Origin of the sequence: Serratia sp. szju, assembly GCF_044594185.1 — a bacterium.
GTDB lineage: Bacteria > Pseudomonadota > Gammaproteobacteria > Enterobacterales > Enterobacteriaceae > Serratia > Serratia bockelmannii.
Genome location: NZ_CP172576.1, coordinates 4,890,314 through 4,916,086 on the forward strand (window position 1 = coordinate 4,890,314; position 25,773 = coordinate 4,916,086).

Sequence of the window (25,773 nt, forward strand, 5' to 3'; positions counted from 1 at the left end):
TGTTATTTCCGAGAAATGCTGTGTCAGCGCGAGATAAAGGTTGCAGCGGCAAGGGCCTTTGCGCCGGAAAACGCCTAGAGCATAGACGGCGTGATGTTAATATTCTGTGAATTTTCTCACAGATTGAAAACGGTTACACAGGATTAAATCGTCAGAGAGTGACCGTCGCCTCACTTTGCCAGGGGGCGACAGAATGGCGCCGCACCAGCGTCGGCATGAACAGATGAGCGGCCTGCGGCTCCGCCAGGCCTGCTGCGCCCTGCAATGCTAGCTCGGTGGCCAGCGTGGCCATCGAAACGATCGGGTAACGCACCGTGGTGAGTTTGGGGCTGGTGTAACGCGCGATGGGAATGTCGTCGAAGCCGATCAGCGAGAAATGCTGCGGTACCGTGATACCGTTTTCTTTCAGCACCGCCATGGCGCCGGCGGCCATGGCGTCGTTGTAAGCGAACACCGCGCTCAGCTGTAGATTACGCCCCAGCAGCTCCACCATCGCCGCCTCGCCGCCCTGCAGATCCGGCGAACCGTAGGCGCGCCAGTTGTCCGGCGTGGCCAGCCCGGCGGCGGCCATCGCCTGCGCATAGCCCCGCTGGCGTAGCGGCCCGTCTTCGATCGGGTGATTGGAGCCCAGGTAGCCGATGCGCCGATGGCCCTGCGACAGCAAAAGACGCATCGCCATTTCCGCGCCGCAGACGTTATCCAGCCCGACGCAGCGTGGCTCATAGCCGGGGATAATCCGATTGATCAGCACCATGCCCGGCACCTGCTCCAGAAAGCCGATCAGCTCGGCGTCGCTCAGGGCTTTGGCGTGAACAATCAGGGCATTACAGCGCTGACGGATCAGCACTTCGATCGCATGGCGCTCTTTGTCCGCCTGATGATAGCTGTTGCCGATCAGCAGGTATTTGTGGTGTTTCTGCGCCACCGTGTCAACCGCTTTCACCAGCGCGCCGAAGAACGGATCGGAGACGTCCATCACCACCACGCCCAGGGTATCGCTGCTTTGGGTCGCCAGCGCCTGTGCGTTGGCGTTGGGGCGATAGCCCAGATCCGCCACCGCCTGCAGCACCTGCTCGCGCGTCTCCTTGCTGGTCAGCGCGCTGTGGTTCAACACGCGGGAGACGGTCGCCACGGAGACCCCGGCGCGTTTCGCCACGTCGCGAATGGTGATCGGATGAACTGGAGACATGCGGGATCCTGAAATCGGGGTAGTGGCCGGTGGCGCTATCCTACCCCGATTGGCCCGCTGCTCGCGTGAATTACGTCACAGGAAAGAAAACGTTTACATACATTTTTTTAACCTGCCGATGGGCACTCATTTCAGCGTTTTGGGCTCCGCTTCGCCGGCGGCCAGCTGCGTCAGCTTGCGCCACAGCCACTCCATCGGCCCCTGAGCGAAATAACGCAGCCACAGTACGGAAAACGCCAGGTTGGCCAGCCAGACCAGCGGCACGAACGCCAACAGCTGCAGCCGGTCGAACTGCTCATAGAGACCGAAGCGATAAAACAACGTGGTGCAGATCAGCGTTTGCAGCAGGTAGTTGCTCAGCGCCATGCGCCCCACCTGGCTCAGCCAGTGGGCGATGCGCAGGCGCGACAGTGCGGGCCAGAAACCGTAACACAGCGCCAGATAGCCCATCGCCTGCAGCGGGGCGCCCAGCTCACGCGGCACCTGCAGCAGGAAACCGCTCCAGCGATAGTCCCACTGCACCTGCCATTGCAGCGCCACCGCCGGCAGCTGGATCAGCACCGAAAGCGGCAGCAGCCACGCCGCCTGCCTCAGGTAATAGCCGGAGGAATAGCTGCCGCGCAGCCAGCCGCTGCGCATCAGCCCAGCGCCGAACAGCATCAGCCCCGCCAGCTCCCAGCCATACTGCGCGCCGATGGCCAGCAGGCTGGACGAGAGCAGATCGGCGCGGCTGCGCCAGGCTTCGAAACCGCCCTGCAGCTTCCAGAACTTCTCGTACTGCAACTCCGCCACGCCCGGCTGCCAGAAGCTGCCCGGTTCACCGTGCGAGATAAAACCGAGCAGCAGCAGCACCGCCACGCCGATCAGGTAGAGCACCACGCCGGTTTTCAGCAGCTGGAAAGTTTCTTTGGCCTCGCGGATCATGCGCCAGCACACCAGGCCGATCAGCCCGTAGGCCAGCAGAATATCGCCGTCCCACAGGAAGATGGCGTGCGCGAGGCCGAACAGCACCAACCACGACAGCCGCGCGCGGATCCAGCTTTTGCCGCGCCGCAGCAGCATGTGCAACCCGGCGCCGAACAACAGCGCGAACATCGCCAGGAACTTGGCCTGGGCGAAGAGATCCAGCAGCGCCCAGGTCCAGGCATCGCGCGACGACGGCATCCCCAAATAGGCCGGGTTGAGATAGGCGGCCTTCGGCAAGCCGAAGGCGTTGATGTTCAGCAATAAGATGCCGAGGATGGCGATGCCGCGCACGCAGTCCAGCGTAGCGATGCGCGGCAGAGGATGACTGTTCATTTTTTATCGCTGTCTTCCGCTCATGAAAAAGGCGCCCGCAGGCGCCTGTTATGCTATTGCGAGTCGCCCCGCAACGCCATCACCCCTGGTGATGACGCACCGCGCGCAGGAACTCCTGGCGGGTATTCTGGCTGGACTTGAACAGCCCCCCCAACGAGGTGGTGGTGGTGGCGCTGGTCGCGTCGCGAATGCCGCGCGCCTTGACACAATAATGGACCGCGTCGATCGATACCGCCACGTTATTGGTACCGAGCAGGGTCTGCAGCGCGACCAGGATCTGCTGGGTCAGACGCTCTTGCACCTGCGGACGCTGGGAGAAGAACTGCACGATGCGGTTGATCTTCGACAGACCGATCACAGAGTCTTTCGGGATATAGGCCACGGTAGCCTTGCCGTCGATGGTGACGAAGTGGTGCTCGCAGGTGCTGGTCAGCGTGATATCGCGCACCGTCACCATCTCATCCACTTTCATCTTGTTCTCGATGACGGTGATTTTCGGGAAGTTGGCGTAGTCCAGCCCGGAGAAGATCTCGTCGACATACATTTTGGCGATGCGATGCGGCGTTTCCGCCAGGCTGTCGTCAGACAGATCGAGATTCAGCAGCTGCATGATTTCAGTCATGTGCTCTTTGATGCGACGCTTGCGCGTTTCGCGATCCAGCACTTCCCCGCGCAGCGGTGTCTCCAGACCACGCTCTTCCAGTGCCGCATGCACCAGCGCGGCTTCTTTACTTAATGATGTCATGTATTTGTTCTCCTGCGGACGGAACCCGCCGGCGGCCTGGTAGGGCGTGCGGCCGGCGAATTGCTTGCTCTCGTGACGGCAGAGTTTTCGTGATGGATAACGTGAACCCGGTCAAGATTTTGCCCCACTGTAGATGAGAGCGCGGCGATTATCCAGTGATTGTGCTTCATCCGCAGGTGAAATATTCGCATTTAGCACAATCAGGCCGGCTGCGGGATCCCGCTTTTTTTGTATGGATTTTAATCAGCGCATCGCCGTTTTTTGCGCCAACCGCCGCGCCGGGGTATTCACTACCAGCGCACCGGCCACCAACAGCGCCGCCACCGCCACGTACAGCGCCGGCTCCAGCCGATGAGTCATGGCGGTCGACAGCGCCGACAGCATCGGCCCGACCAGTTGGCCGATCGCATAACCGGTGGTCAGCAATCCAGCCATGTAGCGCGCATGGCGCGGCGCCAGTTCACGGCCGTGCTGAAGGGCGAGCTGCACCACGCAGAGGAAGCCGCCGCCGGTCAGCACCGCCCCGAGCGCCAGGCCGGCCACGCCCGGCACCGCTTCGGCGCTCAGCACGCCCAACGCCTGTATCCACAGCGTGATCGCCAACCGGGTCTGGGTAGTTAGCCGATGGCGGGTCAGAATGCCGATGACAATCCCCAGCACCGCCGCACCGCCGAACACCGGCCAGACAAACTGCGCGAACAGGCTGGCGGGAAAGCGCGCCGCCGCCATCTGCGACAAAAAGGTCGCCGGCAGGATGTAGCCGAAGCCGGCCAGGCTATAGCTCCACACCAGGCGTTTGAGCGCCGGCGTCAGCAGCAGCGGCTCCGGGGCCACGTCCGGGCGATGCAGCTCGCCGCTGCGCGGCAGAAAGGCGCTAATCCCCCCGACCAGCACCAGCGCCAGCCCGCCATACACCAGCCAGGCCTGCGCCGCCGTCAGCCCCAGCGCGTTGATGCCCACCGCCAGCATGCCGCTAAGGAAGATGCCGGCGCCCGGCCCGGCAAATACCGCCGCGCTCAGCGCCGGCCGGCCGTAGTGCGCCAACCGCTCGTTGGTCCAGGCCGCCACCAGCACCATCGCCCAGCCGCTGGCCCAGCCGATGACGAAGCGCAGCGCGCCGTGCGTCCATGCATCCTGCGCCAGCGCCGACAGCAGCGTCAGCGCCATCGCGCCCCATACGCCCAGCCACAGGCGCCGCTCGACGTGGCGCGTGGCGCGCATCGCGTCGTAGGCGCCGCACAGGTAGCCCAAATAGTTGATCGCCGCCACCAGCCCGGCGCCGGTGAGGCTGAACTGATGTTCCGCGATCATCAGCGGCACCTGCGGGGTGAAAGCGAAGCGGCCAATGCCCATTGCGACGATCAGCGCGGCAAAACCGCTCAAGGCAATACGTAAAGCCATACCGGTATCCAAAAGGTTAAAAGAAAGTTGCCAGTATCATGCCGCAGTATTAAACTCACAAAAACTGAATAATACTAATCAAGTTCATCACGAAACGAGAATATTATGGATCTGACCCAGCTTCGCATGTTCTGCTGCGTAGCGGAAACCGGCTCGGTCGCCCGCGCCGCCGAGCAGCTGCACCGCGTGCCGTCGAACCTGACCACCCGGCTGCGCCAGCTTGAGCAGGAGCTGGGCGCCGATCTGTTTATCCGCGAAAAACAGCGCCTGCGCCTGTCGCCGATGGGCCATAACTTTCTGTGCTACGCCAACCGCATCCTGGCGCTCAGCGACGAGGCGATGAGCATCACCCACGCCGGCGAACCGGCGGGCAACTTCGCCCTCGGCTCGATGGAGAGCACCGCCGCCACCCGCCTGCCCTCGCTGCTGGCGGCTTACCACCAGCGTTTCTCGCAGGTGTCTCTGTCGCTGACTACCGGCACCTCCGGCGAAATCGCCGATCGGGTGCGCGCCGGCACGCTGGCGGCAGCGCTGGTCGACGGCCCGGTGCCCTATGACGAGCTGAACGGCTGCATCGCCTATCCTGAACATATGGTGGTGATCTCCGGTCTCGATCACGCGCCGATCCACAGCGCCAAAGACGTCAACGGCGAAACGCTGTTCGCCTTTCGCGCCAGCTGCTCCTACCGCCTGCGGCTGGAGGCCTGGTTCAAGCGCGAAGGCGCGCGGCCGGGGCAAATCATGGAGATCCAGTCCTATCACGCCATGCTGGCCTGCGTCGCCAGCGGCGCCGGGCTGGCGATGATCCCGCATTCGGTGCTCAGCCTGCTGCCGGGCCATGAGCGGGTTCGGGTTCACACCCTGCCGCCGGACGTGGCCGACACCGCCACCTGGCTGCTGTGGCGCCGCGACGCGTTCGGGCCGAACGTGCGCGCGCTGAAAGAATTGATTATTGAACAGACGGAAATCGCCGCTGTTGATGAAAGCACCCCCAACGATTTATCAGACGTTGTCGATATCGCCTGATTTAAAAAGAAAACCACTGAGGAGACTATGATGGAGATGATCAAAACCCGCGCCGCCGTTGCCTGGGGCCCGAACCAGCCGCTGAAGATCGAAGAAGTCGAGCTGATGCCACCACAAAAAGGCGAAGTGCTGGTGCGGATCGTCGCCACCGGCGTTTGTCACACCGACGCCTACACCCTGTCCGGCAAAGATCCGGAAGGCGTGTTCCCGGCAATCCTCGGCCACGAGGGCGGCGGCGTGGTGGAAGCGGTCGGTGAAGGCGTGACCAGCGTGGCGGTCGGCGACCACGTGATCCCGCTTTACACCCCGGAGTGCGGCGAGTGCAAATTCTGTAAATCCGGCAAGACCAACCTGTGCCAGGCGATCCGCGCCACCCAGGGTAAAGGCCTGATGCCGGACGGCACCACCCGCTTCTTCAAGGACGGCAAGCCGATCTTCCACTACATGGGCACTTCCACCTTCTCCGAATACACCGTGGTGCCGGAGATTTCACTGGCGAAAATCAACAAGGAAGCGCCGCTGGAAGAAGTGTGCCTGCTGGGCTGTGGCGTCACCACCGGCATGGGCGCGGTGATGAACACCGCCAAAGTGCAGCCGGGCGACACCGTGGCGATCTTCGGCCTGGGCGGCATCGGCCTGTCGGCGATCATCGGCGCGCAGATGGCCGGCGCGGGCCGCATCATCGGCATCGACATCAACACCAGCAAGTTCGATCTGGCGCGCAAGCTGGGCGCTACCGATCTGATCAACCCGAAAGACTATGACAAACCGATTCAGGACGTGATCGTCGAGCTGACCGACGGCGGCGTCGACTTCTCCTTCGAGTGCATCGGCAACGTCAACGTGATGCGTTCCGCGTTGGAGTGCTGCCACAAGGGCTGGGGTGAATCGGTGATCATCGGCGTCGCGGGCGCCGGCGAAGAAATCTCGACCCGGCCGTTCCAGCTGGTCACCGGCCGCGTCTGGCGCGGCTCGGCATTCGGCGGCGTCAAGGGCCGTTCGCAGCTGCCGGGCATCGTCGAGCGCTATCTGGACGGCGAATTCGCGCTGAACGACTTTATCACCCACACCATGGGGCTGGAGCAGATCAACGAAGCGTTCGATTTGATGCACGAAGGCAAATCGATCCGTTCCGTCATCCACTTCGACAAATAAGCCAGGAGGCAGAGATGACGCTGTCATTGGAACTTCTCGAAGAGCACCGCATGTTCGGCGGCTGGCAACAGCGTTATCGCCACGCGGCGCAGAGCCTGAATTGCAACATGACATTCAGCATCTACCTGCCGCCGCCGCGCGATGACAACCCGCCGCCGGTGCTGTACTGGCTGTCGGGGCTGACCTGCAACGACGAGAACTTCACGTTGAAAGCCGGCGCGCAGCGCATCGCCGCCGAGCTGGGCCTGGTGCTGGTGATGCCGGACACCAGCCCGCGCGGTGACGAGGTGCCGAACGACGAAGGTTACGATCTGGGCCAGGGCGCCGGGTTCTACCTGAACGCCACCCAGGCGCCGTGGGATCGCCACTTCCGCATGTACGACTACATCAGCGCCGAACTGCCGGCGCTGATCGAACAGCACTTCAGCGTCAGCGATCGTCAGTCGATCTTCGGCCACTCGATGGGCGGCCACGGCGCGCTGATGATGGCATTTCGCAATCCGCAGCGCTTCCGCTCGGTATCGGCGTTCGCGCCGATCGTCAACCCGTGCCAGGTGCCGTGGGGCCGCAAGGCGTTCACCGCCTATCTGGGCAGCGACGAGAGCCAGTGGCTGCAGTACGACAGCTGCCATCTGCTGGCCAGCGGCGCGGAAAAAATGCCGGTCCTGATCGACCAGGGCGATGACGACCAGTTCCTGGCCGATCAGCTGCAGCCGGCGCGGCTGGCCGAGCTGGCGCGCCAGCGCGACTGGCCGCTGACGCTGCGCATTCAGCCGGGGTACGATCACAGCTACTTCACCATCGCCACCTTCGTGGAAGATCACCTGCGCTTCCACGCCGAGCACCTGTTCCGCTAATAAAAAAATCCGGGCGGTTATTAACCCGTCCGGATTTATTCAAAAGCCATCAATCAGAAAATCGATAGCGGCTTTAATTTGATTCCTGTGCTCATTGACATTACCAACGGCCTTCCCAATCTGCGAAATACGTATGGCAGCCATCTCATGCGTCATAACAAGAAACTTTTCGCCGTTGACCTCAATCTCCGGGCATAAACGTGCAGAAATTTTAACCCTGACGTTATCCAAAGCATAAAGGGGGATCATTAACCGGGTCGAGAGGACATCAATAAGATCGCTTTGAACGTCCAGTAAGTAGGGATAGGCTGATGCCGGATACGTATTGTCATATACGGTAAATTGCATATTTAAAATGTCCGATATTCATCAGACAACAAACCATTTTCTTCAGTGATACGATTAAGTTCTTCTAACGCCGCGCGATTTTGCTCGCGCCACTGTTGAATCTCAATATCCCTGACGCGGACGCTCAATGCGTCCGTCAATACGGATGACACATTGACGCCCAGGGATTTTGCGCGCTGGAAAAGATCGCGATCGATGGTTACGTTGACTGTCTTTTTCGTCACATTGCTATTTGCCATATCCATACCTCATCCCTGTAATATACACGGGTCAAATTTTCATCAATTATACTCGTAAAACAGGGGTATGCCAATTCAGCGATGCCCTCACCCCTTCAATTTCGGATCGAGCGCGTCGCGCAATCCGTCACCCAACAGGTTGAACGCCAGCACGGTGATGAATATCGCCAGGCTGGGGAAGATCGCCACGTGCGGCGCGATCACCATATCGGCGCGCGCTTCGTTGAGCATCGCCCCCCACTCCGGCGTCGGCGGCTGGGCGCCCAGGCCCAAAAACGACAGGCTGGCGGCGGTGATGATCGAGGTGCCGATGCGCAGGGTGAAATAGACCACGATCGAAGACAGGGTGCCTGGCAGGATGTGCCGCAGGATGATGGTCCAGTCCGAGGCGCCGATGCTGCGCGCCGACTCGATATAGGTCAGGTGCTTCAGCACCAGCGTATTGCCGCGCACCAGGCGGGCGAAGGCCGGAATGCTAAAGATCGCCACCGCGACGATCACGTTGGCCATGCCGCTGCCCATGATCGCCACCACGCCGATCGCCAGCAAAATGCCGGGAAACGCGAACAGCACGTCGCAGACGCGCATGGTGAGGCGATCCCACCAGCCTTCATAGTAACCGGCCAGCAGCCCCAGCAGGGTGCCGATCGCCCCGCCCGCCAGCACCGAGAACACCCCGGCCGCCAGCGAAATGCGCGCGCCCATCAGGATGCGGCTGAAAATATCGCGTCCGAGGGAATCCACCCCCAGCCAGTGCATCAGCGAAGGCCCTTCGTTCAGCCGGTCGTAATCGAAATAGTTTTCCGCATCGAACGGTGCCAGATAAGGCGCCAGCAGCGCCGCCGCAATCAGCAGCAGCACCAACAGGCCGGCGACCAGCGCCGCCCGCTGGCGGCGAAAACGCCGCCAAAACTCGCCCCACGGCGTGCGTACCGCGTTGGGGTCGATAAGCGGCATCGCCTTCAGTGCGGCGTTGCGCCGCCAATGCTTAATCATGCCGCCTCCTCATTGGTAACGAATCGCCGGGTTGATCGCCGCGTACAACATATCCACCAGCAGGTTGATCAGGATGAACTCCAGCGAGAACAGCAGCACCTCGGCCTGGATCACCGGGTAATCGCGCATCTCCACCGAGTCCACCAGCAAGCGCCCCAGCCCCGGCCAGTTGAACACCTTCTCCACCACGATCGAACCGCCGAGCAGGAAGCCGAACTGCAGCCCCATCATGGTCACTACCGGGATCATCGCGTTGCGCAGGCCGTGTTTCATCACCACCACGCTTTCCCGCACGCCCTTGGCGCGCGCGGTGCGCATGTAGTCCTCCTGCAACACCTCGACGAACGAAGCGCGGGTAAAACGCGCCATCACCGCCGCCACCGCCGCCCCCAAGGTGATAGAAGGCAGAATGTAGTGCCGCCAGCTGTCGGCGCCCACCGTCGGCAGCCACCCCAGCTCGACCGAGAACACCTGCATCAGCAGCATGCCGAGCGCAAAGGCCGGGAACGAGATCCCCGATACCGCCAGCGTCATGCCGAGACGATCCGGCCAACGGTTACGCCACACCGCCGACACCACGCCGATCGCCAGGCCGAACGCTACCGCCCACAGCATGCTGGCGACGGTCAGCCAGAAGGTCGGCATAAAGCGCGAGGCGATCTCTTCGCTCACCGGGCGCTTGGACACCATCGAGATGCCGAAGTCGCCCCGCAGCGCGTTGACGAAAAAGTGCGCGAACTGCTGCGGCAGCGGCTTATCCAACCCCAGATCCTTGCGCACCAGCTGCACCACCGCCTCGTCGGCCTCCGGCCCCGCCGCCAGCCGCGCCGGATCACCCGGCAGCAGGTGGACGAACAGGAACACCAGCACCGCCACGATCAGCAGCGTCGGGATCAGGCCCAGCAGTCGTTTCAGAAAATAATTGAGCATCTCATTCCTTCCCCCACCTGCCGCCGTCTGGCCGCAGGCGGGGATGGGCGCCTTATTTCAGATCGGCGTTATCAAAGTTGAACGAGGTATCCGGCATCACGTAGAAGCCGCTCAGCTGTTTGCTGTTGGCCGACAACAGACGTTCGGTTGCCAGGAAGATCCAGGGCGCGTCGGCCCAGATGCGATCCTGTGCATCCTGATACAGTTTCTGCTTCTCGGCGCGATCGGTGGTCGCCAGCGCGTCGGTCAGATCCTTGTCCACCTGCGGGTTGCTGTAGAACGCGGTGTTGAACTGCTTCGGCGGCGCCGCCTGGGTGGAGAACAGCGGCGACAGCGCCCAGTCCGCTTCCCCGGTCGAGGCCGACCAGCCGGTGTAGAACAGCCGCACGCCGGTGTCTTTCACCCCGACGCTCTCCACCTGCGCCGCGCGCTGCCCGGCATCCATCGCCGTCACCGTCACTTTCACCCCCACCTGCGCCAGCTGCTGTTGGGTGAACTGCAGCACTTTCTGCGCGGTGCTGTGGTTGTGGGACGACCACAGCGTGGTGGTGAAGCCGTTCGGGTAGCCGGCCTCTTTCAACAGCTCGCGCGCCTTGGCCGGATCGTACGGCCACGGCTTGTAGCGGGCGGCGAAATCGATGGCCGGCGGCACCGGCCCTTCCGCCGGCACCGCATAACCGGCGAACGCTACCTTGATCAGCGCGTCCTTGTTAATCGCGTAGTTGAGCGCCTGGCGCACCTTCGGGTTGTCGAACGGCTTTTGAGTGACGTTCATGCTGATGTAACGCTGCAGGATCGACGGCGCAGCCACCACGTCCAGCTTGGCGTTGCCCTCCAGCACCTTGGCCTGCTCGTAAGGGATCGGGAAGGCGAAGGTCGCCTCGCCGGTCTGCAGCATCGCCGCGCGGGTGTTGTTATCCACCACCGGGCGCCAGGTGATGCTGTCGAGCTTCGGCAGCCCCGGCTGCCAGTAGCCGTCGAACTTCTTCACCTTGACGAAATCGGTCTGGTTCCAGGTCATGAACTGATACGGCCCGGTGCCGACCGGGTGGAAACCGATCTCTTTGCCGTATTGCTTCAGCGCCGCCGGGGAGATGATCGCCGCCGCCGGGTGCGCCAGATTGTTGACGAACGCCGAGAACGGCGCCTTCAGCACGATCTTCACCGTATTGGCGTCCACCGCCTCGGTTTTGTCGATCATCTTGAACAGGTTGTAGCGCTTGAGGTGGCTGTCCGGGTTACTGGCGCGATCGAGGTTGGCCTTCACCGCCTCGGCGTTGAACGCGGTGCCGTCGTGGAATTTAATGCCCTGACGCAGTTTGACGGTATAGGTCAGGCCGTCTTTGCTGACCTCATAGCTGTCCGCCAGCACGTTCACCAGCTTCATGTCCTTGTCGAAGCCGAACAACCCCTGATAGAAAGACTTGGCCACCGCCTGCGACAGCGTGTCGTTGGCGTCGTAAGGATCAAGAGTGGTGAAATTGGACGCCACGGCAATCACCGCGTCCTTCGCCGCCCAAACCGGGCCGGTTCCCGCCGCCAGCAGTATGGCGGCCAACAGCGCATTGCGTTTGAATGTGTGCTTCATGTCGCTTGTCTCTCCTGAGGTCTTTAAAAAGCACCGGCGATCGGGTGGCGGGCGACAAAGTGCCCGGCGCCAACCTGCACCAGCGGTGCGGTAACGGGTTCATCGCCCAGTGCGCGCACTGGGCTCGGGATCTCATCGGCCGGCAGCGGCTGCCGTTTGTGGGCATGAGCGGGATCGGCTACCGGCACCGCCGCCATCAACTTGCGGGTATAGGGGTGCTGCGGATTGTCGAATACCGCCTGCCGCGGGCCGATCTCGACAATTTGCCCGAGGTACATCACCGCCACCCGGTGGCTGATACGCTCCACCACCGCCATGTCGTGTGAAATGAACAGAAAAGCGATGCCGAACTCACGCTGCAGATCGAGCAGCAGATTGACGATCTGCGCCTGAATCGACACGTCCAGCGCCGAGACCGCTTCATCGGCGATCACCACTTTCGGGTTCAGCGCCAGCGCGCGCGCGATGCAGATGCGTTGGCGCTGGCCGCCGGAAAATTCGTGCGGATAGCGGCGCGCATGCTCCGGCTGCAGACCGACGCGTTCCAGCAGCCAGGCCACCCGCCGTTCCGCCTCACGGCCGCGCATCACGTTGTGCACCAACAGCGGCTCCATGATGGAGAAACCGACCGTCAGGCGCGGATCGAGCGAGGCGTAAGGATCTTGAAAGATGAACTGAATATCGCGCCGCAGATGCTGCAGCGCCGACCCCTTCAATTGGTCTATCCGCCGCCCGGCGAAGGTGATGGTGCCGCTCTGGCTGTCCACCAGCTTCAGCAAAGCGCGCCCGGTGGTGGACTTACCGCAGCCGGACTCGCCCACCAGCCCCAGCGTCTCGCCAGGGTAAAGATCGAAACTGACGTTTTCTACCGCGTGCACCCGGCGAGTGACCCGATTGAACAACCCGCCGCGCAGATCAAAACGTGTGACCAGATGCTCCACCCGCAGGATCGGCGCAGCGTCTGGCGGCACGGTATCCTGCGGCGCCGTATCCCCCTCGCCATCCGCCAGCGGAAACTTCGCCGGCAGCGGCCGATCGGCCATCTCCCCCAGCTTCGGCACCGCCGCCAGCAGCGCCCGGGTATAGGCCTGTTGCGGCGCGGCGAATAATTCACGCACTCGATTCTGTTCCACCTGCTCGCCGCGGCGCATCACCAGCACCCGGTCGGCTATCTCTGCCACCACGCCCATGTCGTGAGTGATGAAGATCACCCCCATCTGCATCTCCTGTTGCAGCACGCGGATCAGCTGCAGGATCTGCGCCTGAATGGTGACGTCGAGGGCGGTAGTGGGTTCATCGGCAATCAGCAACGCCGGCTTGCAAGAGAGCGCCATAGCGATCATCACCCGCTGGCGCATGCCGCCGGAAAGCTGATGCGGGTAGCGCCCCAGCACCTCTTTGGCCTCAGGAATGCGCACCAGATCGAGCATGCGCAGCGCCTCCTGACGCGCGCTGCGGTGGTCCATGCCCTGATGCAGGCGCAGCGATTCGGCGATCTGCTCGCCGACCGGAAATACCGGGTTGAGCGAGGTCATCGGCTCCTGGAAGATCATCGCCATGTCGGCGCCGCGCACCGTGCGCAGCGTGCTCTGCGAGGCATGCGCCAGCTCGAGCAACGCGCCGTCGCGCCGGCGCAGCGTCATGGCGCCGCTGACGATGCGCCCACCGCCCTGCTCCACCAGCCGCATCAGTCCCAGTGAAGTCACCGATTTGCCAGAGCCGGACTCACCGACGATTGCCAGCGTCTCGCCGCGATCGAGATCGAACGACAGGTTGCGCACCGCTTCCACGGCGCCGTCCGCTTGAGGAAAACGGATGCTCAAATCGCGCACCGTCAGCACCCGCTGCGGCGGCAATGACAACCCGTCGCCGGCGGGCCGGAATGAAACGTCGGTCATACACCCTCCCGGTGAACGCTTAGCGATAAATCCCGACGGACGGCGCATCGCCGACATAACCAAAACCGCGATACATCCCCTCGCAGTTAAACGGCAGCGCGATATTGCCGTGGCGATCGACGGCGATCATGCCGCCGCTGCCACCCAGTGCAGGCAGCTTCTCCATCACCACCCGATCGCTGGCCGCCTGCAGGCTGAGGCCGCCGTATTCGATCAGGGCGGAGACGTCATAGGCCGCCACGCCGCGCATGAAGATCTCGCCGGTGCCGGTGCTGGAGACCGCCACGGTGGCGTTGTTGGCATAGCAACCGGCGCCGATAATCGGCGTGTCGCCCACTCGCCCTGCCTGCTTGTTGGTCATGCCGCCGGTGGAGGTGGCGGCGGCAAGGTTGCCCAGCGCATCCAGCGCCACCGCGCCGACGGTGCCGAATTTGCGATCGGGATCGAGCGGATCGCCGGCCCGTGCCGCGCCGTCGTGATCGAGCAATACCCGGCCCTGCTCCGCCTGGGCGCGGTGCAGCTGATCAAAGCGTTCTTGGGTAAAGAAGAAGTCGGGAGTAACCATTTCCAGGCCGTGGGCGGCGGCAAACTTCTCGGCGCCTTCGGCGGCAAACAGCACGTGTTCGCTGTTTTCCAGCACCGCGCGCGCCGCCAGCACCGGGTTGCGGATATGGCTGACGCCAGCGACAGCGCCGGCGTCGCAGGTGCGGCCGTCCATCACGCAGGCATCCAGTTCGTGGGTGCCCTGATGGGTAAACACCGAGCCTTTGCCGGCGTTGAACAGCGGGCACTCTTCGAGCAGCCGCACCGCTTCGGTCACCGCATCCAGCGCGCTGCCGCCCTGTGCCAATACCGCCTGCCCGGCGGCCACGATCTCGGACAGCGCCTGGATATACTGCCGTTCTTTTTCCGCACTCAGCGCCGCCCGGGTAATTGCGCCCGCGCCGCCATGAATGGCAATCACTGGTTTGCTCATTTGCCTGACACCCTGTGTTAATCCCGCCGTTGCGCAGCGAATAAGCTGAGCGCGGTATCATTATTATTCAGTCTTTTCGACTCTATTTAGTCCTACAGTGGAAGTACAGCATAACGTCCACGTCCCGCTTTTAGCGTAGCGCGCTTAGACCATTTCGCACCTTGAAATAGCTTATTGGAATAAAAACAGCAGGTTATAAAAAGCAGTAAACCGCTGGTGGTGCGGCTGGGATTATTGGTAATTTCGCGAGAGGAAATAGCGGTAGAGCGTAATGAAATAAACGTTCGCGCTGAGTCACGCTTATTGCGGCGCCCGGCCTGCTGTTTTTACCCGGCCGGGCGCAGATAATCCAACGATTAAAAACCCGAGCCGGGCTGCCGTAAAAAGGCCTCTTCTTCCGGCGTGCTGGTGCGCCCCAATATCGCATTGCGATGCGGGTAGCGGCCGAAACGATCGATGATCGCCTTATGCCGCAGCTCGAACTCCAACTGGTCACCGTTATTGAGCTCGGTATACAGCACCAGCGCCTGCTGGTGGATCAGCGGCGATTCCGAATGCATGAACGGTAGATAGAGAAAACCTCGCTGCTCGCGGCTCAGCCGTTCGCACTCGCCGCTGCGGATCGCCTCCTGCGCGAGAATCAACGCCATGCCGTCGCAGGCAAACGACTGCGGCGTGCCGCGGAACAGGTTGCGGCTGAACTGATCGAGCACGATCACCTCCGCCAGGCGTCCTTCGATGGTGTCGCGCCAGTGCGCCAGCTCCCCCGCCGCCGCCGCCCGCCAGATTTCGCCGAAACGGCTGTGCAGCAGACGATCGAAATCGTCGTCCTTTTTGAACCACATCACCGGTTCGATCTCGTCGAACCAGAACTCGATAACCTGTTTATGCATCATGATTCTCCTCTGTTTTACCCAGTTTATACCCGTTCGCGCTTCCGGCGCAGTGCGAAAGATGGCGGGCATAACCCGTTCTCCCCCCCGGCGTTCTCTGCCATAATACCCGCACTTTGTCGCTATCAATGCGCACCCTGATTACGGAGTTCCCCTTATGGATCATTGCCATACTTCCGATCTCATCTCCCTGGAGCAAGCGCTGGAAAAAATGCTCGGGCAGATCGCCCCGCTGCAGCAGACCGAATCCGTCGCCCTGACCGCCGCCGCCGGCCGCATCACCGCCGCCCCGGTGGTCTCGCCGCTCGACGTGCCGCCGTTCGCCAACTCGGCGATGGACGGCTATGCGGTGCGCCTCGCCGATCTGGCGGCCAATGCGCCGCTGCCGGTCGCCGGGAAAGCCTTCGCCGGCGCGCCGTTCGACGGTGAATGGCCGGCCAACAGCTGCGTGCGCATCATGACCGGCGCGCCGATCCCGGCCGGGGCGGACGCGGTGATCATGCAGGAGCAGGCAGAAGTGAGCGAGCAGGGCGTGCGTTTTACCGCCCCGGCAGAAGTCGGCCAGAATATCCGTCTGGCGGGTGAAGACATTCGCCAAGGCGCCAGCGTGTTGCCGGCCGGCGTGAAGCTGGGCGCCGCGCAGCTGCCGCTGCTGGCCTCGCTCGGGGTCGCCGAAGTGCAGGTAATGCGTAAGCTGAAGGTGGCGGTGTTCTCCACCGGCGACGAGCTGCAGCCGGTCGGCCAGCCGCTGCAGGCGGGCCAAATCTATGATACCAACCGCTTCGCGGTGCGCCTGATGCTGGAGCAGATGGGCTGCGAAGTGCTCGATCTCGGCATTATCCGCGACGATCGCGATGCGCTGCGCGACGCCTTCACACAGGCGGACAGCCAGGCCGACGTAGTGATCAGCAGCGGCGGCGTCTCGGTCGGCGAGGCCGACTACACCAAACAGATGCTCGACGAACTGGGCCAGGTCAGCTTCTGGAAGCTGGCGATCAAACCCGGCAAACCGTTCGCCTTCGGCAAACTGGGCCACGCCTGGTTCTGCGGCCTGCCGGGCAACCCGGTTTCCGCCGCCCTGACCTTCTACCAACTGGTGCAACCGCTGCTGGCGAAGCTGGCCGGTCACAGTGACTGGCGCCTGCCGCCGCGCCTGCGCGCACGGGCGCTAACCCCGCTGAAGAAATCGCCGGGCCGCCTCGATTTCCAGCGCGGGGTGTTCAGCAGCAACGCCGCGGGCGAACTGGAGGTCAGCACCACCGGCCACCAGGGCTCGCACGTCTTCAGCTCCTACAGCCAGGGCAACTGTTTCATCGTGCTGGAGCGCGAACGCGGTTCGGTGGCGGTAGGCGAAACGGTGGAGATCGAGCCGTTCAACGCCCTGCTGAGGAGCTGAACATGCTGCCGGAATTGACCGACGCCGAAGCGCTGCGCTACAACCGCCAGATCGTGCTGCGCGGCTTTGACTTCGACGGCCAGGAGAAGCTGAAGGCCGCCCGCGTGCTGATCGCCGGGCTGGGCGGGCTGGGCTGCGCCGCCGCGCCATATCTGGCGGCGGCCGGCGTCGGCCATCTGGTGCTGGTGGATTTCGACACCGTCTCGCTCTCCAACCTGCAGCGCCAGATCCTGCACCGCGACGATCGCATCGGCCAGAGCAAAGTCGCCTCCGCCAGGCAGGAACTGAGCGCCATCAATCCGCATATTCGCATCGACGCCATCGACGGCCGTCTGGAAGATGACGCGATCGCGGCAGAGATCGCCGCCTGCGATCTGGTGCTCGACTGCACCGACAACGTGGCGGCGCGCGACGCCCTGAATCGCCTGTGCCACGCACAGCGCAAGCCGCTGGTTTCCGGCGCGGCGATCCGTATGGAAGGCCAGCTCAGCGTATTCACCTATCAGCCGGGCGAGCCCTGCTACCGCTGCCTGAGCCGGCTGTTCGGCGACAGCGCCCTCACCTGCGTCGAAGCGGGCGTGATGGCCCCGCTGGTCGGTACTATCGGTACCCTGCAGGCGATGGAAGCCATCAAGCTGCTGGCCGACTATGGTCAGCCGCTGCGCGGCAAGCTGTTGATGTTCGATGCGATGAGCATGCAGTTCCGCGAGATGAAGCTGCCGAAGGATCCACACTGCGAAGTGTGCGGCGGGGCGTGACGGATAAAAAAAGGGCGGGATAATTCCCGCCCTGATGCGTTACCGCGAGGGTTACACGATGCCCTGGCTGCGCAGATAGTCTTCGTAGTTGCCGGTAAAGTCGATCACCTTGTTCGGGGTGATTTCCAGAATCCGGGTCGCCAGCGAGCTGACGAACTCACGGTCGTGGGAGACGAAGATCAGCGTGCCTTCGTACATCTCCAGCGCCATGTTCAGCGATTCGATGGATTCCATATCCAGGTGGTTGGTCGGTTCGTCCATCACCAGAATATTCGGGCGCTGCATCATCAGCTTGCCGAACAGCATGCGGCCCTTCTCACCACCGGATAGCACCTTCACGCGCTTTTTGATGTCGTCCTGGCTGAACAGCAAACGGCCCAGCACACTGCGCACCGCCTGCTCGTCGTCTTTTTCCTGCTTCCACTGGCTCATCCAGTCGAACACGGTCAGGGTGTCGTCGAACTCGTATTCGTGATCCTGCGCGTAATAACCGATACGGGCATTTTCCGACCACTTCACGGTGCCGCTGTCCGGCTGCGCGTCGCCCACCAGCGTTTTCAGCAGGGTGGTTTTACCGATGCCGTTGGCACCCAGCACCGCGACCTTCTCGCCCACTTCCACCATCAGGTTCAGCTTGTTGAACAGCGGGCCTTCGTCGAAGCCCTTGGTGAGCGCTTCCACTTCCAATGCGTTACGGAACAGCTTTTTGTCCTGCTCGAAACGGATGAACGGGTTCTGGCGGCTGGAGGCTTTCACCTCTTCCAGCTGGATCTTGTCGATCTGGCGGGCGCGCGAGGTGGCCTGCTTGGATTTGGAGGCGTTGGCGCTAAAGCGGCTGACGAACGATTGCAGCTCGCTGATCTGCGCTTTCTTCTTAGCGTTGTCCGCCATCAAACGCTCACGCGCCTGGGTGGCGGCGGTCATGTATTCGTCGTAGTTGCCCGGGTAGACGCGCAGCTCGCCGTAGTCCAGATCCGCCATGTGGGTGCAGACCATGTTCAGGAAGTGACGGTCGTGCGAGATGATGATCATGGTGCTGTTGCGTTCGTTCAGCACCTGCTCCAGCCAACGAATGGTGTCGATGTCCAGGTTGTTGGTTGGTTCGTCGAGCAACAGGATTTCCGGATCGGAGAACAGCGCCTGCGCCAGCAACACGCGCAGCTTGAAGCCTGGCGCGATTTCGCTCATCGGGCCATAGTGCTGTTCCACCGGAATGCCCACGCCAAGCAGCAGTTCGCCGGCACGCGCTTCGGCGGTATAACCGTCCATTTCGCCGTAGGCCACTTCCAGGTCGGCTACTTTATAGCCGTCTTCTTCGCTCATCTCCGCCAATGCGTAGATGCGGTCGCGCTCTTCCTTCACCGCCCACAGTTCGGTGTGACCCATGATCACGGTGTCCAGCACGCTGTACTGCTCGAAGGCGAACTGATCCTGACGCAGTTTACCCAGGCGCTCGTTCGGATCGAGGAACACGTTGCCGCCGCTCGGCACCAGATCGCCGCCGAGGATTTTCATAAAGGTGGACTTGCCGCAGCCGTTGGCGCCGATCAGGCCGTAACGGTTGCCGCCGCCGAATTTAACAGAGATGTTTTCAAACAACGGCTTACTGCCGAACTGCATGGTGATGTTGTTAGTGCTTAACACAGCGCTCGCTCTTTATACATAGGGAATGTGATTTGGCGCGCATTATGCCACAACGGGGTGCAGAGATCGCGGGAAGTTTCGGTGACATTTTGAGCGTCAGGCTGGTGCCGTTTGCCGGTGGGCATTGGCTTGCGTACAAAAAGTCTGCTAGATTCGGCGGTTCATATTGAAAAGGATTTCTATGAAAAGCGTAAAGCAGATAGCCAACGACATGGCGGATGCCGTAAACATTGACAGCAATTTAGTGCGCGGGTTTGCACAAGGTTTTATCAGCGTACCGGTCGATTTCTACTACCTGGGCTACGACTATATTGATACTGAAAACAGATGGTTAAACTCGCAAGATAAAGAGCGATTTATCAGACTCAATCAAGTCAGGCCTGGCCAATAAAGCAAGCATCGAGAAAGTGGCTCATATCTTCATCGAAAACTTCGCCAGTAAGGTCAAGTTTGAAGATGTTAAGGACATGACCATAAGAACATCAGGCAAACTCATCGGCAAATTCGCCTTTAATCAGTTAGCCACCGCAAACATGGGATATATATTCTCTAAACAAATCATCCCACGGCTTGTCTCCGGTGTTGCCGTTGGCTCAATTCTCACCGCTGGGGTAAGCATATCGCGCTCTGTCTATACATCACGCGACTTGAGGGCAAGAAACTCACGGATGTATGATCAACTCAGACGCCTGGGAAACCTCGATCTGCTGTACTTTCTGTTAGAAAACAAAGTCCGACCATTCGAGGATGCCGTCTCGGTTTGGGAAAGAGATCGAAAGAAATTCAGCCAAATTTGTCAGTACTTTTTTGCAAAGGTTAACGTATGAAGAACTTTATGCTGGCGGCTTTATCCAGAATTATTCAGGGCATTGGGTGCGGCGTTGTGGCCCTCTCGCTGTTAGCCATTGTCTGGTTCATGTTTTATTCCGACGATAGTTTTAAGTATCTGTGGGTTGCGACCTCCATAGCTGGAATTTTCTTAGGGTATTTCATTTTCAGGTTTGCGGTTAAAAAAATACACGACGGAAGCCCTGATTAAATAACATTGTGTTCAATTGAGCAGCAGATCACTCAGTCCAAAGAAACTCGCGTCAATTATTACATAGTTTGTCCTAATACCGACGCTCAGCGCAGCTGCTTCTCCAGCCACGCGCGCATATCCGCCACCACCCGCGTCATTTCACTCTCGCCATTTTCGCGCCGCATCACATGGTCTAAAGCCGGATAATTCAGGTAAGTGATATTCGTTTTGCCGTCGGCCCGCAGCTCGGCGATCATTTTCCCGACCGCTCCCGGCGAAACGGCGCGATCCTGGTCACCCTGCACGATCAGCACCGGCGTCTTGATGCTGCGCAGGGTGGCAAGCTGATCGATGTTCAGCATGCCATGCCACCAGGCATAGCCATGATCGCTGGCGTTCAGGGGGAACGGCGGCGCCGTCAGCACCTGCTGTAAAAATGCGTTCAGCCCGGCTTTCTCTTCTTTTGGCGCGTCGGCCACGCTGTGGCGCACATCGTCAATAAACCAGCGTCCGCCGCCGCTGAACGCCAGGGTGGCGTCAACCAGGCCCGAGGAGGCCGTCACCAGATTGGCGATCACCGCCCCTTCGCTGCCCCCCAGCACCGCGACCTTTTGATAGCCGTTGCGCGCACTCACCGCCTGCAGCACCTGGGTGACATCGCTCACCCGCCGCTGCGGCGTATCATGCTGCACGAAAGCGTCCGGGCAATCCTGCCGCGGCACCTCTTCGCGGTACGGCAAGGTGTCGTCGATGCCGTATTTCTCCACCGTCAGCAGGTCTGCGGCGGGTAACACCTGCCGCATCGGCGTGACCAGGCGGATATGCCGCACGCTGTTGCAATCCGAACCTTGCAGGATCACCAACAGCGCCGCCGACGATTGCCCGGGCACCGCAGCGTCCAGATAGTAATGAATACTCGAACCATCCTCCCGCGGCAGCGTCAGCGCTGCAGATTGCGCCATCGCCAGCCCGCTCCACAGCGCCAATACGCTCAGCATGCCTGTCGCCACTCTCATCACTTGCTCCTCTTCCCTGTTGCGTTCGGTTAATTCGTCTTTTCTGGTCTACGCTTCATGCCAATCACGTTTCTGACAGGGAAGCCTTACCGTGCCACACCTCTATAACACCGCACTGCTGATCGGCGCCACGCTGAGCACCATCGCCGCCCTGCTGCATATTTGGGTGATCGCCGCCGGGCCGCGCGGCTATCGGCTGTGCGGCGCCGGCGATCGCTTCATTAAGGCGGCGGAAGCGGGTAAAAAGTTCCCGGCCGTCGTCACCGCCGGTATCGCGCTGGTTCTGTTTATTTGGGCGCTGTACGCGCTGTCCGGCGCGGGCCTGATCGCGCCGCTGCCGCTGCTGCGGCCCGCGCTGTTTATCATCACCTTTATCTACCTGCTGCGCGGCGTCGCCGGCCCTTTCGCCCTGCGTGATACTGGCCGCAGCCAGCGTTTTATCGTCGTCAGCTCGCTGATTTGCCTCGGCTTCGGGCTGGTGCATCTGCTGGGGATGACGCAGCGCTGGAGTGCGTTGGCGTAACGCCCTGTTGCTGCAAAACGGCGATAAACGCCTGCGCGGCGGCGCTGCGGTAAGCGCCTTTGCGCTGCAGCCATACCGCCTGTCGCACCGGCATGGCGTTGGCCAACGCCACTTTTTTCAACTGCCGGTTCTCGCGCGCAATGGCGGCTGGCAGCAGCGTGGCAAGCTGCCCGCGCCGCACGATCTCGACGATGGCGCCCAGCGCATTGGCCTCCACCGCCACCTGCGGCCGAAATCCCAACTGTGTGCAGTAGCGATCGATAAACTGCCGCGTGGCGAAGTCGCCACTCAGCAAAGCCAGCGGCAGATGTTGCCACTCCGCCAGCCTCAGCGGACGGCGATGCGCCGCCAGGGGATGATCGGCGCCGACCATCAGCTCCAGCGTCTCGCTGAACAACGGCGTGGCTTCTACCTCCGCCGACTGCGCCATCTCGAAGGCGATCCCCAGGTCCAGCCGATCCTGCGCCAGCAGCGCCTCGATCCGCTCTTGCGCCATCTCCTCAATGCTCAGGGTAATCCCCGGGTAGCGGCGATAGAACGCATCGATCGTCGGCCCCACCAGATAGGCGGTGAAGGTTGGCGTCATCGCCAGCCGCAAATGGCCGCGCGCCAGCGTCGCCACGTCATGGATCGCCCGCGCGCCGGCGTCCAAATCCTGCAGCGCCAGCCGCGCATAGCGCATCCACGCCTCACCGGCGTCGGTCAGGCGCACGGCTCTGCCACTGCGATCGAACAACGGCGCTCCCAGTGCGTCTTCCAACTGCTTGATCTGCTGGGACAACGTCGGTTGCGAGACGTGCAACGCTTCGGCGGCGCGGGTGAAGTTGCCCTGTTCGGCAACGGCCAGAAAATAACGGATGTGTCGCAGCAGCATAGCGCCCCAGCTATTAGTAAAACCTATAGCCAGCATTATAAATGGGTCTTAGACCCTATAGCCAGAAGCGTTCATCATGCCGCCATCGCATAACGACACCCAATGGAGAAACGGATGAAAGAGGTGATTGAAGGCTTCCTGAAGTTCCAGCGCGAAGCCTTTGTTGAACGCACGGCGCTGTTTCAGCAGTTGGCGACCCGCCAAAACCCGCGCACCCTGTTTATCTCATGTTCCGACAGCCGCCTGGTGCCGGAGCTGGTCACCCAGCGCGAGCCGGGCGATCTGTTCGTGATCCGCAACGCCGGTAACATCGTGCCTTCTTTTGGCCCCGAACCCGGCGGGGTGACCGCCTCGGTCGAGTACGCCGTCGCTGCGCTGGGCGTAGAAGACATCGTGATCTGCGGCCATTCCGACTGCGGCGCGATGACCGCCATCGCCACCTGCCAGTGTCTGGATCACCTGCCGACGGTCGCCGGCTGGCTGCGTTACGCCGATTCCGCCAAGGCGGTCAACCAGGCTTATCCGCACGCCTCCGACGCAGCCCGGGTCGCATCGATGGTGCGCGAAAACGTCATCGCCCAGCTCAACAACATCAAAACGCACCCTTCCGTCGCCCTGGCGCTGGATCAGGGCCGCCTGGCGCTGCACGGCTGGGTCTATGACATCGCCAGCGGCGCTATCGAGGCGCTGGACGGCGAAACCCGCCGCTTCGTGCCGCTCGCCACCCATCCCGAGGTGACCGCCACCCCGGCGATCGCCCGTTTTTAAGCCCACAAAAGGAGTCAACATGACACACTCTCTGCACAACGCCGCCCCGCGCGAAGCGCTCACCGACACCATCATGGCCGCCAAGATCCGCCATAATCTGACGTTCGAAGCGCTGGCCGAGGACACCGGTCTCAGCCTGGCGTTTGTCACCGCCGCCCTGCTGGGGCAGCATGCGCTGCCGGAACCGGCGGCGCGCACGGTAGCGGCCAAGCTGGGGCTGGACGAAGAAGCGGTGCTGCTGCTGCAAACCATCCCGCTGCGCGGCAGCATTCCCGGCGGCGTGCCAACCGATCCGACCATTTATCGCTTCTATGAAATGCTGCAGGTTTACGGTTCCACGCTGAAAGCGCTGGTGCACGAGCAGTTTGGCGACGGCATCATCAGCGCCATCAACTTCAAGCTGGATATCAAGAAGGTCGCCGATCCGGACGGCGGCGAACGCGCGGTGATCACCCTGGACGGCAAATACCTGCCAACCAAGCCTTTCTAATTGGCCTTTCGCCGGCGGCCCGCGCTGCCGGCAAATTGACAGCCAACCGGCCATTGGCTACATTAACTGCGCTTAAACGCCGCCCTGGCGTTTTTCACTGCCCGAGGCCTGTATGTTGGAGATTGTAACCACCCGATAGTCGCTTCCTTGCCGTATGGCGAGGGACTCTGACGTATCCGACGCGCGTTTGCGCGGGGATGCGCGTATCTGGGGTTATTACAGGATCTCCCAACATGAACATTTCCAAAGCGGAACAACGCGTGCTGCACGTGTTGGCCAAAGGCGGCTATATCGCCTTCACCCGCAACGACGCCGGTCGCGTCACCCACGTCGAATGCTACACCCGCGAAGGGCTCGGCCTGGCCGACTGCTCGCTAGCCGTCTTCACCAAGCTCAAAACCAAACGCCTGATCCTCTCTCGCCAGGGGCGCCCTTATCGCGTCACCTTTGCCGGGCTCAAGGCCGTGCGGGCGCAGCTGGATAACCGTTAATCATCGATGCCGGCCGGGCAGGCAGCCCGGTTGGCACAGCCTTATTTAATCAGGATACAACCATGAACATCACGTTACGCCACGAAACGCCGGCCGACGTCGGCGCCATCACCACCCTGACCGCCGCCGCGTTCCTGCATGCCGAACACAGCAGCCACACCGAGCAGTTTATCGTCAGCGCGCTGCGCGCGGCAGGCGCTCTCACCCTGTCGCTGGTCGCCGAGCACAATGGCACACCGATCGGGCACGCGTCCGTCTCGCCGATCGTGCTCAGCAACGGCGCCGCCGGGTGGTACGGGCTGGCGCCGGTGTCGGTGCTGCCGGCCTATCAGAGCCAGGGGATCGGTAGCCGGCTGATCCGCCGGCTGCTGGCCGAGCTGCAGGAACGCGGCGCCGCAGGCTGCGTAGTGCTGGGCGATCCGAACTATTACGGCCGTTTCGGCTTCCAGGCGCAGTGCGCGCTGGCCCTGCCGGGCGTGCCGCAAGACTACTTCCGCGCCATCGCCTTCCAGGGCTCGCTGCCGTGCGCGGAGGTCACCTTCCACAACGCGTTTAACGCCGAAGCCTGACCCCGTTGCCGGCGCCGTCATGGCGCCGGTTTTCAGTCCCGTTCGCCATAACGCAAGACGGTCATCCCTTCCTCTTCCGCCGGGGGAACAAAGTACTGCGCCAGGCGCTCAAACTCCGCTTCGCTCAGGGCAAACGGGTGCTCGCCGCGCGCATTTCTCAGCGTTATCCGGCTCAGGCACTGCGCATGGCTGACATCGAGAAAGTGCAGGCAGTGTGCGACGCCGGCCTCCTCCGCCAAGGCTTTGGCCCAGCGCCGCCTGTCCGGCGTATTCATCGGAAAATCGAGCGCCACGGACCAACCGCCGCGCAGCAGCTGAACGAGGTGCCCGCCCAGCGCCCGCCGCAACCGGTCGGAACAGCGCGCGTAGTCTTGCAGACTGGCCATCTCCTGTTCATACAGCGTCGCCAGCCACGCATCTTCGCTCAGCAACAGCGTTTGCGGTTGCTGCGCCAAACTCTGCGCCAGCGTCGATTTGCCTGCGCCGGCCTTGCCGCACATCAGGTGTAAAACTGCAGGGTGGGTTTGCATGACGTTCTCCGGTCGTTGCCGGAAGGGGATAAAAAAACCCGCCTGCCGGCGGGTTTTTATTGGCGACACACGCGCTATCCCACCCTTTGGAGAAGGGTGATAATAATTTGCGCGAATGGGCGGTAGGATTTTTTCATAGCTAATAAATATGAC

Annotated in this window: 29 protein-coding genes; 13 read left to right on the top strand and 16 right to left on the bottom strand. The window is 61.9% G+C overall.

Going from position 1 to position 25,773, the window contains the following annotated elements; translation table 11 throughout:
* Positions 1 to 151 precede the first annotated feature (151 nt).
* The 4 genes from galS to RE418_RS23140 all read right to left on the bottom strand — a co-directional run bounded on the left by galS (position 152) and on the right by RE418_RS23140 (position 4,634).
* Positions 152 to 1,189, bottom strand: a complete 1,038-nt coding sequence (galS, locus tag RE418_RS23125; RefSeq protein ID WP_043142428.1) for an HTH-type transcriptional regulator GalS — start codon at positions 1,187 to 1,189, stop codon at positions 152 to 154.
* Positions 1,190 to 1,315: 126 nt separating this feature from the next.
* Positions 1,316 to 2,488: a DUF418 domain-containing protein YeiB gene (gene yeiB, locus RE418_RS23130; RefSeq protein WP_043142424.1), complete on the bottom strand. Its 1,173-nt coding sequence runs from the start codon at positions 2,486 to 2,488 to the stop codon at positions 1,316 to 1,318.
* 79 nt (positions 2,489 to 2,567) lie between these two features.
* Positions 2,568 to 3,233 carry a GTP cyclohydrolase I FolE gene (gene folE / locus RE418_RS23135; RefSeq protein WP_004938969.1) on the bottom strand — a complete coding sequence of 222 codons (666 nt, stop codon included), beginning with the start codon at positions 3,231 to 3,233 and terminating at the stop codon, positions 2,568 to 2,570.
* Positions 3,234 to 3,476: 243 nt separating this feature from the next.
* Entirely contained in the window at positions 3,477 to 4,634 is a 1,158-nt protein-coding gene (locus RE418_RS23140; RefSeq protein ID WP_043142422.1) for a YbfB/YjiJ family MFS transporter, read from the bottom strand.
* A gap of 105 nt (positions 4,635 to 4,739) precedes the next feature.
* Between RE418_RS23140 and RE418_RS23145 the strand changes: the two genes are divergently transcribed.
* The 3 genes from RE418_RS23145 to fghA are packed head-to-tail and all read left to right on the top strand — an operon-like array spanning position 4,740 to position 7,672.
* Positions 4,740 to 5,660: a LysR family transcriptional regulator gene (locus RE418_RS23145; RefSeq protein ID WP_089180703.1), complete on the top strand. Its 921-nt coding sequence runs from the start codon at positions 4,740 to 4,742 to the stop codon at positions 5,658 to 5,660.
* 30 nt (positions 5,661 to 5,690) lie between these two features.
* Entirely contained in the window at positions 5,691 to 6,815 is a 1,125-nt protein-coding gene (locus RE418_RS23150; RefSeq protein ID WP_043142415.1) for an S-(hydroxymethyl)glutathione dehydrogenase/class III alcohol dehydrogenase, read from the top strand.
* Between the two features lie 14 nt (positions 6,816 to 6,829).
* A complete protein-coding gene (gene fghA / locus RE418_RS23155) occupies positions 6,830 to 7,672 on the top strand; it encodes an S-formylglutathione hydrolase (RefSeq protein ID WP_015377214.1) in 843 nt (280 codons plus the stop codon).
* 39 nt (positions 7,673 to 7,711) lie between these two features.
* On the opposite strand, the gene RE418_RS23160 is transcribed toward fghA, so the two are convergent.
* The 8 genes from RE418_RS23160 to RE418_RS23195 all read right to left on the bottom strand — a co-directional run bounded on the left by RE418_RS23160 (position 7,712) and on the right by RE418_RS23195 (position 15,540).
* Positions 7,712 to 8,020, bottom strand: coding sequence for a CcdB family protein (locus RE418_RS23160; protein ID WP_049208872.1), 309 nt, complete (start codon positions 8,018 to 8,020; stop codon positions 7,712 to 7,714).
* A gap of 2 nt (positions 8,021 to 8,022) precedes the next feature.
* Positions 8,023 to 8,265 carry a type II toxin-antitoxin system CcdA family antitoxin gene (locus tag RE418_RS23165; RefSeq protein WP_079449478.1) on the bottom strand — a complete coding sequence of 81 codons (243 nt, stop codon included), beginning with the start codon at positions 8,263 to 8,265 and terminating at the stop codon, positions 8,023 to 8,025.
* An 81-nt stretch (positions 8,266 to 8,346) separates the two neighbouring features.
* Positions 8,347 to 9,255 (bottom strand): glutathione ABC transporter permease GsiD, encoded by a 909-nt coding sequence (gsiD, locus tag RE418_RS23170; protein WP_169540348.1) that lies wholly within the window; start codon positions 9,253 to 9,255, stop codon positions 8,347 to 8,349.
* A 9-nt stretch (positions 9,256 to 9,264) separates the two neighbouring features.
* Complete coding sequence (gene gsiC / locus RE418_RS23175) at positions 9,265 to 10,185, bottom strand: glutathione ABC transporter permease GsiC (RefSeq protein ID WP_025302141.1); 921 nt, start codon at positions 10,183 to 10,185, stop codon at positions 9,265 to 9,267.
* Between the two features lie 52 nt (positions 10,186 to 10,237).
* Positions 10,238 to 11,773, bottom strand: coding sequence for a glutathione ABC transporter substrate-binding protein GsiB (gene gsiB / locus RE418_RS23180; RefSeq protein ID WP_089180702.1), 1,536 nt, complete (start codon positions 11,771 to 11,773; stop codon positions 10,238 to 10,240).
* A gap of 23 nt (positions 11,774 to 11,796) precedes the next feature.
* Complete coding sequence (locus RE418_RS23185; protein WP_089180701.1) at positions 11,797 to 13,671, bottom strand: dipeptide ABC transporter ATP-binding protein; 1,875 nt, start codon at positions 13,669 to 13,671, stop codon at positions 11,797 to 11,799.
* Positions 13,672 to 13,690: 19 nt separating this feature from the next.
* The gene (locus RE418_RS23190; protein WP_089180700.1) at positions 13,691 to 14,647 is read right to left on the bottom strand and encodes an isoaspartyl peptidase/L-asparaginase family protein; all 957 of its coding nucleotides are present in this window, start codon (positions 14,645 to 14,647) and stop codon (positions 13,691 to 13,693) included.
* 356 nt (positions 14,648 to 15,003) lie between these two features.
* Entirely contained in the window at positions 15,004 to 15,540 is a 537-nt protein-coding gene (locus RE418_RS23195) for a DUF924 family protein (RefSeq protein WP_089180699.1), read from the bottom strand.
* 157 nt (positions 15,541 to 15,697) lie between these two features.
* Between RE418_RS23195 and moeA the strand changes: the two genes are divergently transcribed.
* Both moeA and moeB read left to right on the top strand, forming a co-directional pair.
* Entirely contained in the window at positions 15,698 to 16,936 is a 1,239-nt protein-coding gene (gene moeA / locus RE418_RS23200) for a molybdopterin molybdotransferase MoeA (RefSeq protein ID WP_089180698.1), read from the top strand.
* 2 nt (positions 16,937 to 16,938) lie between these two features.
* Positions 16,939 to 17,694: a molybdopterin-synthase adenylyltransferase MoeB gene (gene moeB / locus RE418_RS23205; protein WP_049295269.1), complete on the top strand. Its 756-nt coding sequence runs from the start codon at positions 16,939 to 16,941 to the stop codon at positions 17,692 to 17,694.
* A 51-nt stretch (positions 17,695 to 17,745) separates the two neighbouring features.
* On the opposite strand, the gene RE418_RS23210 is transcribed toward moeB, so the two are convergent.
* On the bottom strand, positions 17,746 to 19,338 hold the full coding sequence (locus RE418_RS23210; protein WP_025302134.1) for an ABC-F family ATPase: 1,593 nt from the start codon (positions 19,336 to 19,338) through the stop codon (positions 17,746 to 17,748).
* Between the two features lie 181 nt (positions 19,339 to 19,519).
* Between RE418_RS23210 and RE418_RS23215 the strand changes: the two genes are divergently transcribed.
* From RE418_RS23215 to RE418_RS23225, 3 genes are read left to right on the top strand one after another with little or no spacing between them, the layout of a single operon-like run.
* Positions 19,520 to 19,729 carry a hypothetical protein gene (locus RE418_RS23215; protein WP_226905738.1) on the top strand — a complete coding sequence of 70 codons (210 nt, stop codon included), beginning with the start codon at positions 19,520 to 19,522 and terminating at the stop codon, positions 19,727 to 19,729.
* Positions 19,730 to 19,745: 16 nt separating this feature from the next.
* Positions 19,746 to 20,165, top strand: coding sequence for a hypothetical protein (locus RE418_RS23220; RefSeq protein ID WP_226905737.1), 420 nt, complete (start codon positions 19,746 to 19,748; stop codon positions 20,163 to 20,165).
* Complete coding sequence (locus RE418_RS23225) at positions 20,162 to 20,377, top strand: hypothetical protein (protein ID WP_025302132.1); 216 nt, start codon at positions 20,162 to 20,164, stop codon at positions 20,375 to 20,377. Before RE418_RS23220 ends, RE418_RS23225 begins: the two co-directional genes overlap by 4 nt.
* Before the next feature lie 86 nt (positions 20,378 to 20,463).
* On the opposite strand, the gene RE418_RS23230 is transcribed toward RE418_RS23225, so the two are convergent.
* The gene (locus RE418_RS23230) at positions 20,464 to 21,375 is read right to left on the bottom strand and encodes a S9 family peptidase (protein ID WP_072269809.1); all 912 of its coding nucleotides are present in this window, start codon (positions 21,373 to 21,375) and stop codon (positions 20,464 to 20,466) included.
* A gap of 91 nt (positions 21,376 to 21,466) precedes the next feature.
* Between RE418_RS23230 and RE418_RS23235 the strand changes: the two genes are divergently transcribed.
* The gene (locus tag RE418_RS23235) at positions 21,467 to 21,898 is read left to right on the top strand and encodes a hypothetical protein (protein WP_089180697.1); all 432 of its coding nucleotides are present in this window, start codon (positions 21,467 to 21,469) and stop codon (positions 21,896 to 21,898) included.
* Here the strand turns inward: RE418_RS23235 and cynR are convergent.
* Complete coding sequence (cynR, locus tag RE418_RS23240) at positions 21,822 to 22,772, bottom strand: transcriptional regulator CynR (protein ID WP_043143408.1); 951 nt, start codon at positions 22,770 to 22,772, stop codon at positions 21,822 to 21,824. The two genes, RE418_RS23235 and cynR, sit on opposite strands and share 77 nt — an antisense overlap.
* A gap of 114 nt (positions 22,773 to 22,886) precedes the next feature.
* On the opposite strand from cynR, the gene RE418_RS23245 reads away from it, so the two are divergent.
* The 4 genes from RE418_RS23245 to RE418_RS23260 all read left to right on the top strand — a co-directional run bounded on the left by RE418_RS23245 (position 22,887) and on the right by RE418_RS23260 (position 25,090).
* Positions 22,887 to 23,540: a carbonic anhydrase gene (locus tag RE418_RS23245; RefSeq protein WP_049203432.1), complete on the top strand. Its 654-nt coding sequence runs from the start codon at positions 22,887 to 22,889 to the stop codon at positions 23,538 to 23,540.
* 19 nt (positions 23,541 to 23,559) lie between these two features.
* On the top strand, positions 23,560 to 24,030 hold the full coding sequence (gene cynS / locus RE418_RS23250; RefSeq protein ID WP_043143404.1) for a cyanase: 471 nt from the start codon (positions 23,560 to 23,562) through the stop codon (positions 24,028 to 24,030).
* Positions 24,031 to 24,263: 233 nt separating this feature from the next.
* Positions 24,264 to 24,521 (top strand): YjhX family toxin, encoded by a 258-nt coding sequence (locus RE418_RS23255; RefSeq protein WP_004939031.1) that lies wholly within the window; start codon positions 24,264 to 24,266, stop codon positions 24,519 to 24,521.
* 62 nt (positions 24,522 to 24,583) lie between these two features.
* On the top strand, positions 24,584 to 25,090 hold the full coding sequence (locus tag RE418_RS23260) for a GNAT family N-acetyltransferase (RefSeq protein ID WP_049208880.1): 507 nt from the start codon (positions 24,584 to 24,586) through the stop codon (positions 25,088 to 25,090).
* Positions 25,091 to 25,122: 32 nt separating this feature from the next.
* Here the strand turns inward: RE418_RS23260 and RE418_RS23265 are convergent, their stop codons facing one another.
* Complete coding sequence (locus tag RE418_RS23265) at positions 25,123 to 25,620, bottom strand: ATP-binding protein (protein WP_089180696.1); 498 nt, start codon at positions 25,618 to 25,620, stop codon at positions 25,123 to 25,125.
* Positions 25,621 to 25,773 lie beyond the last annotated feature (153 nt).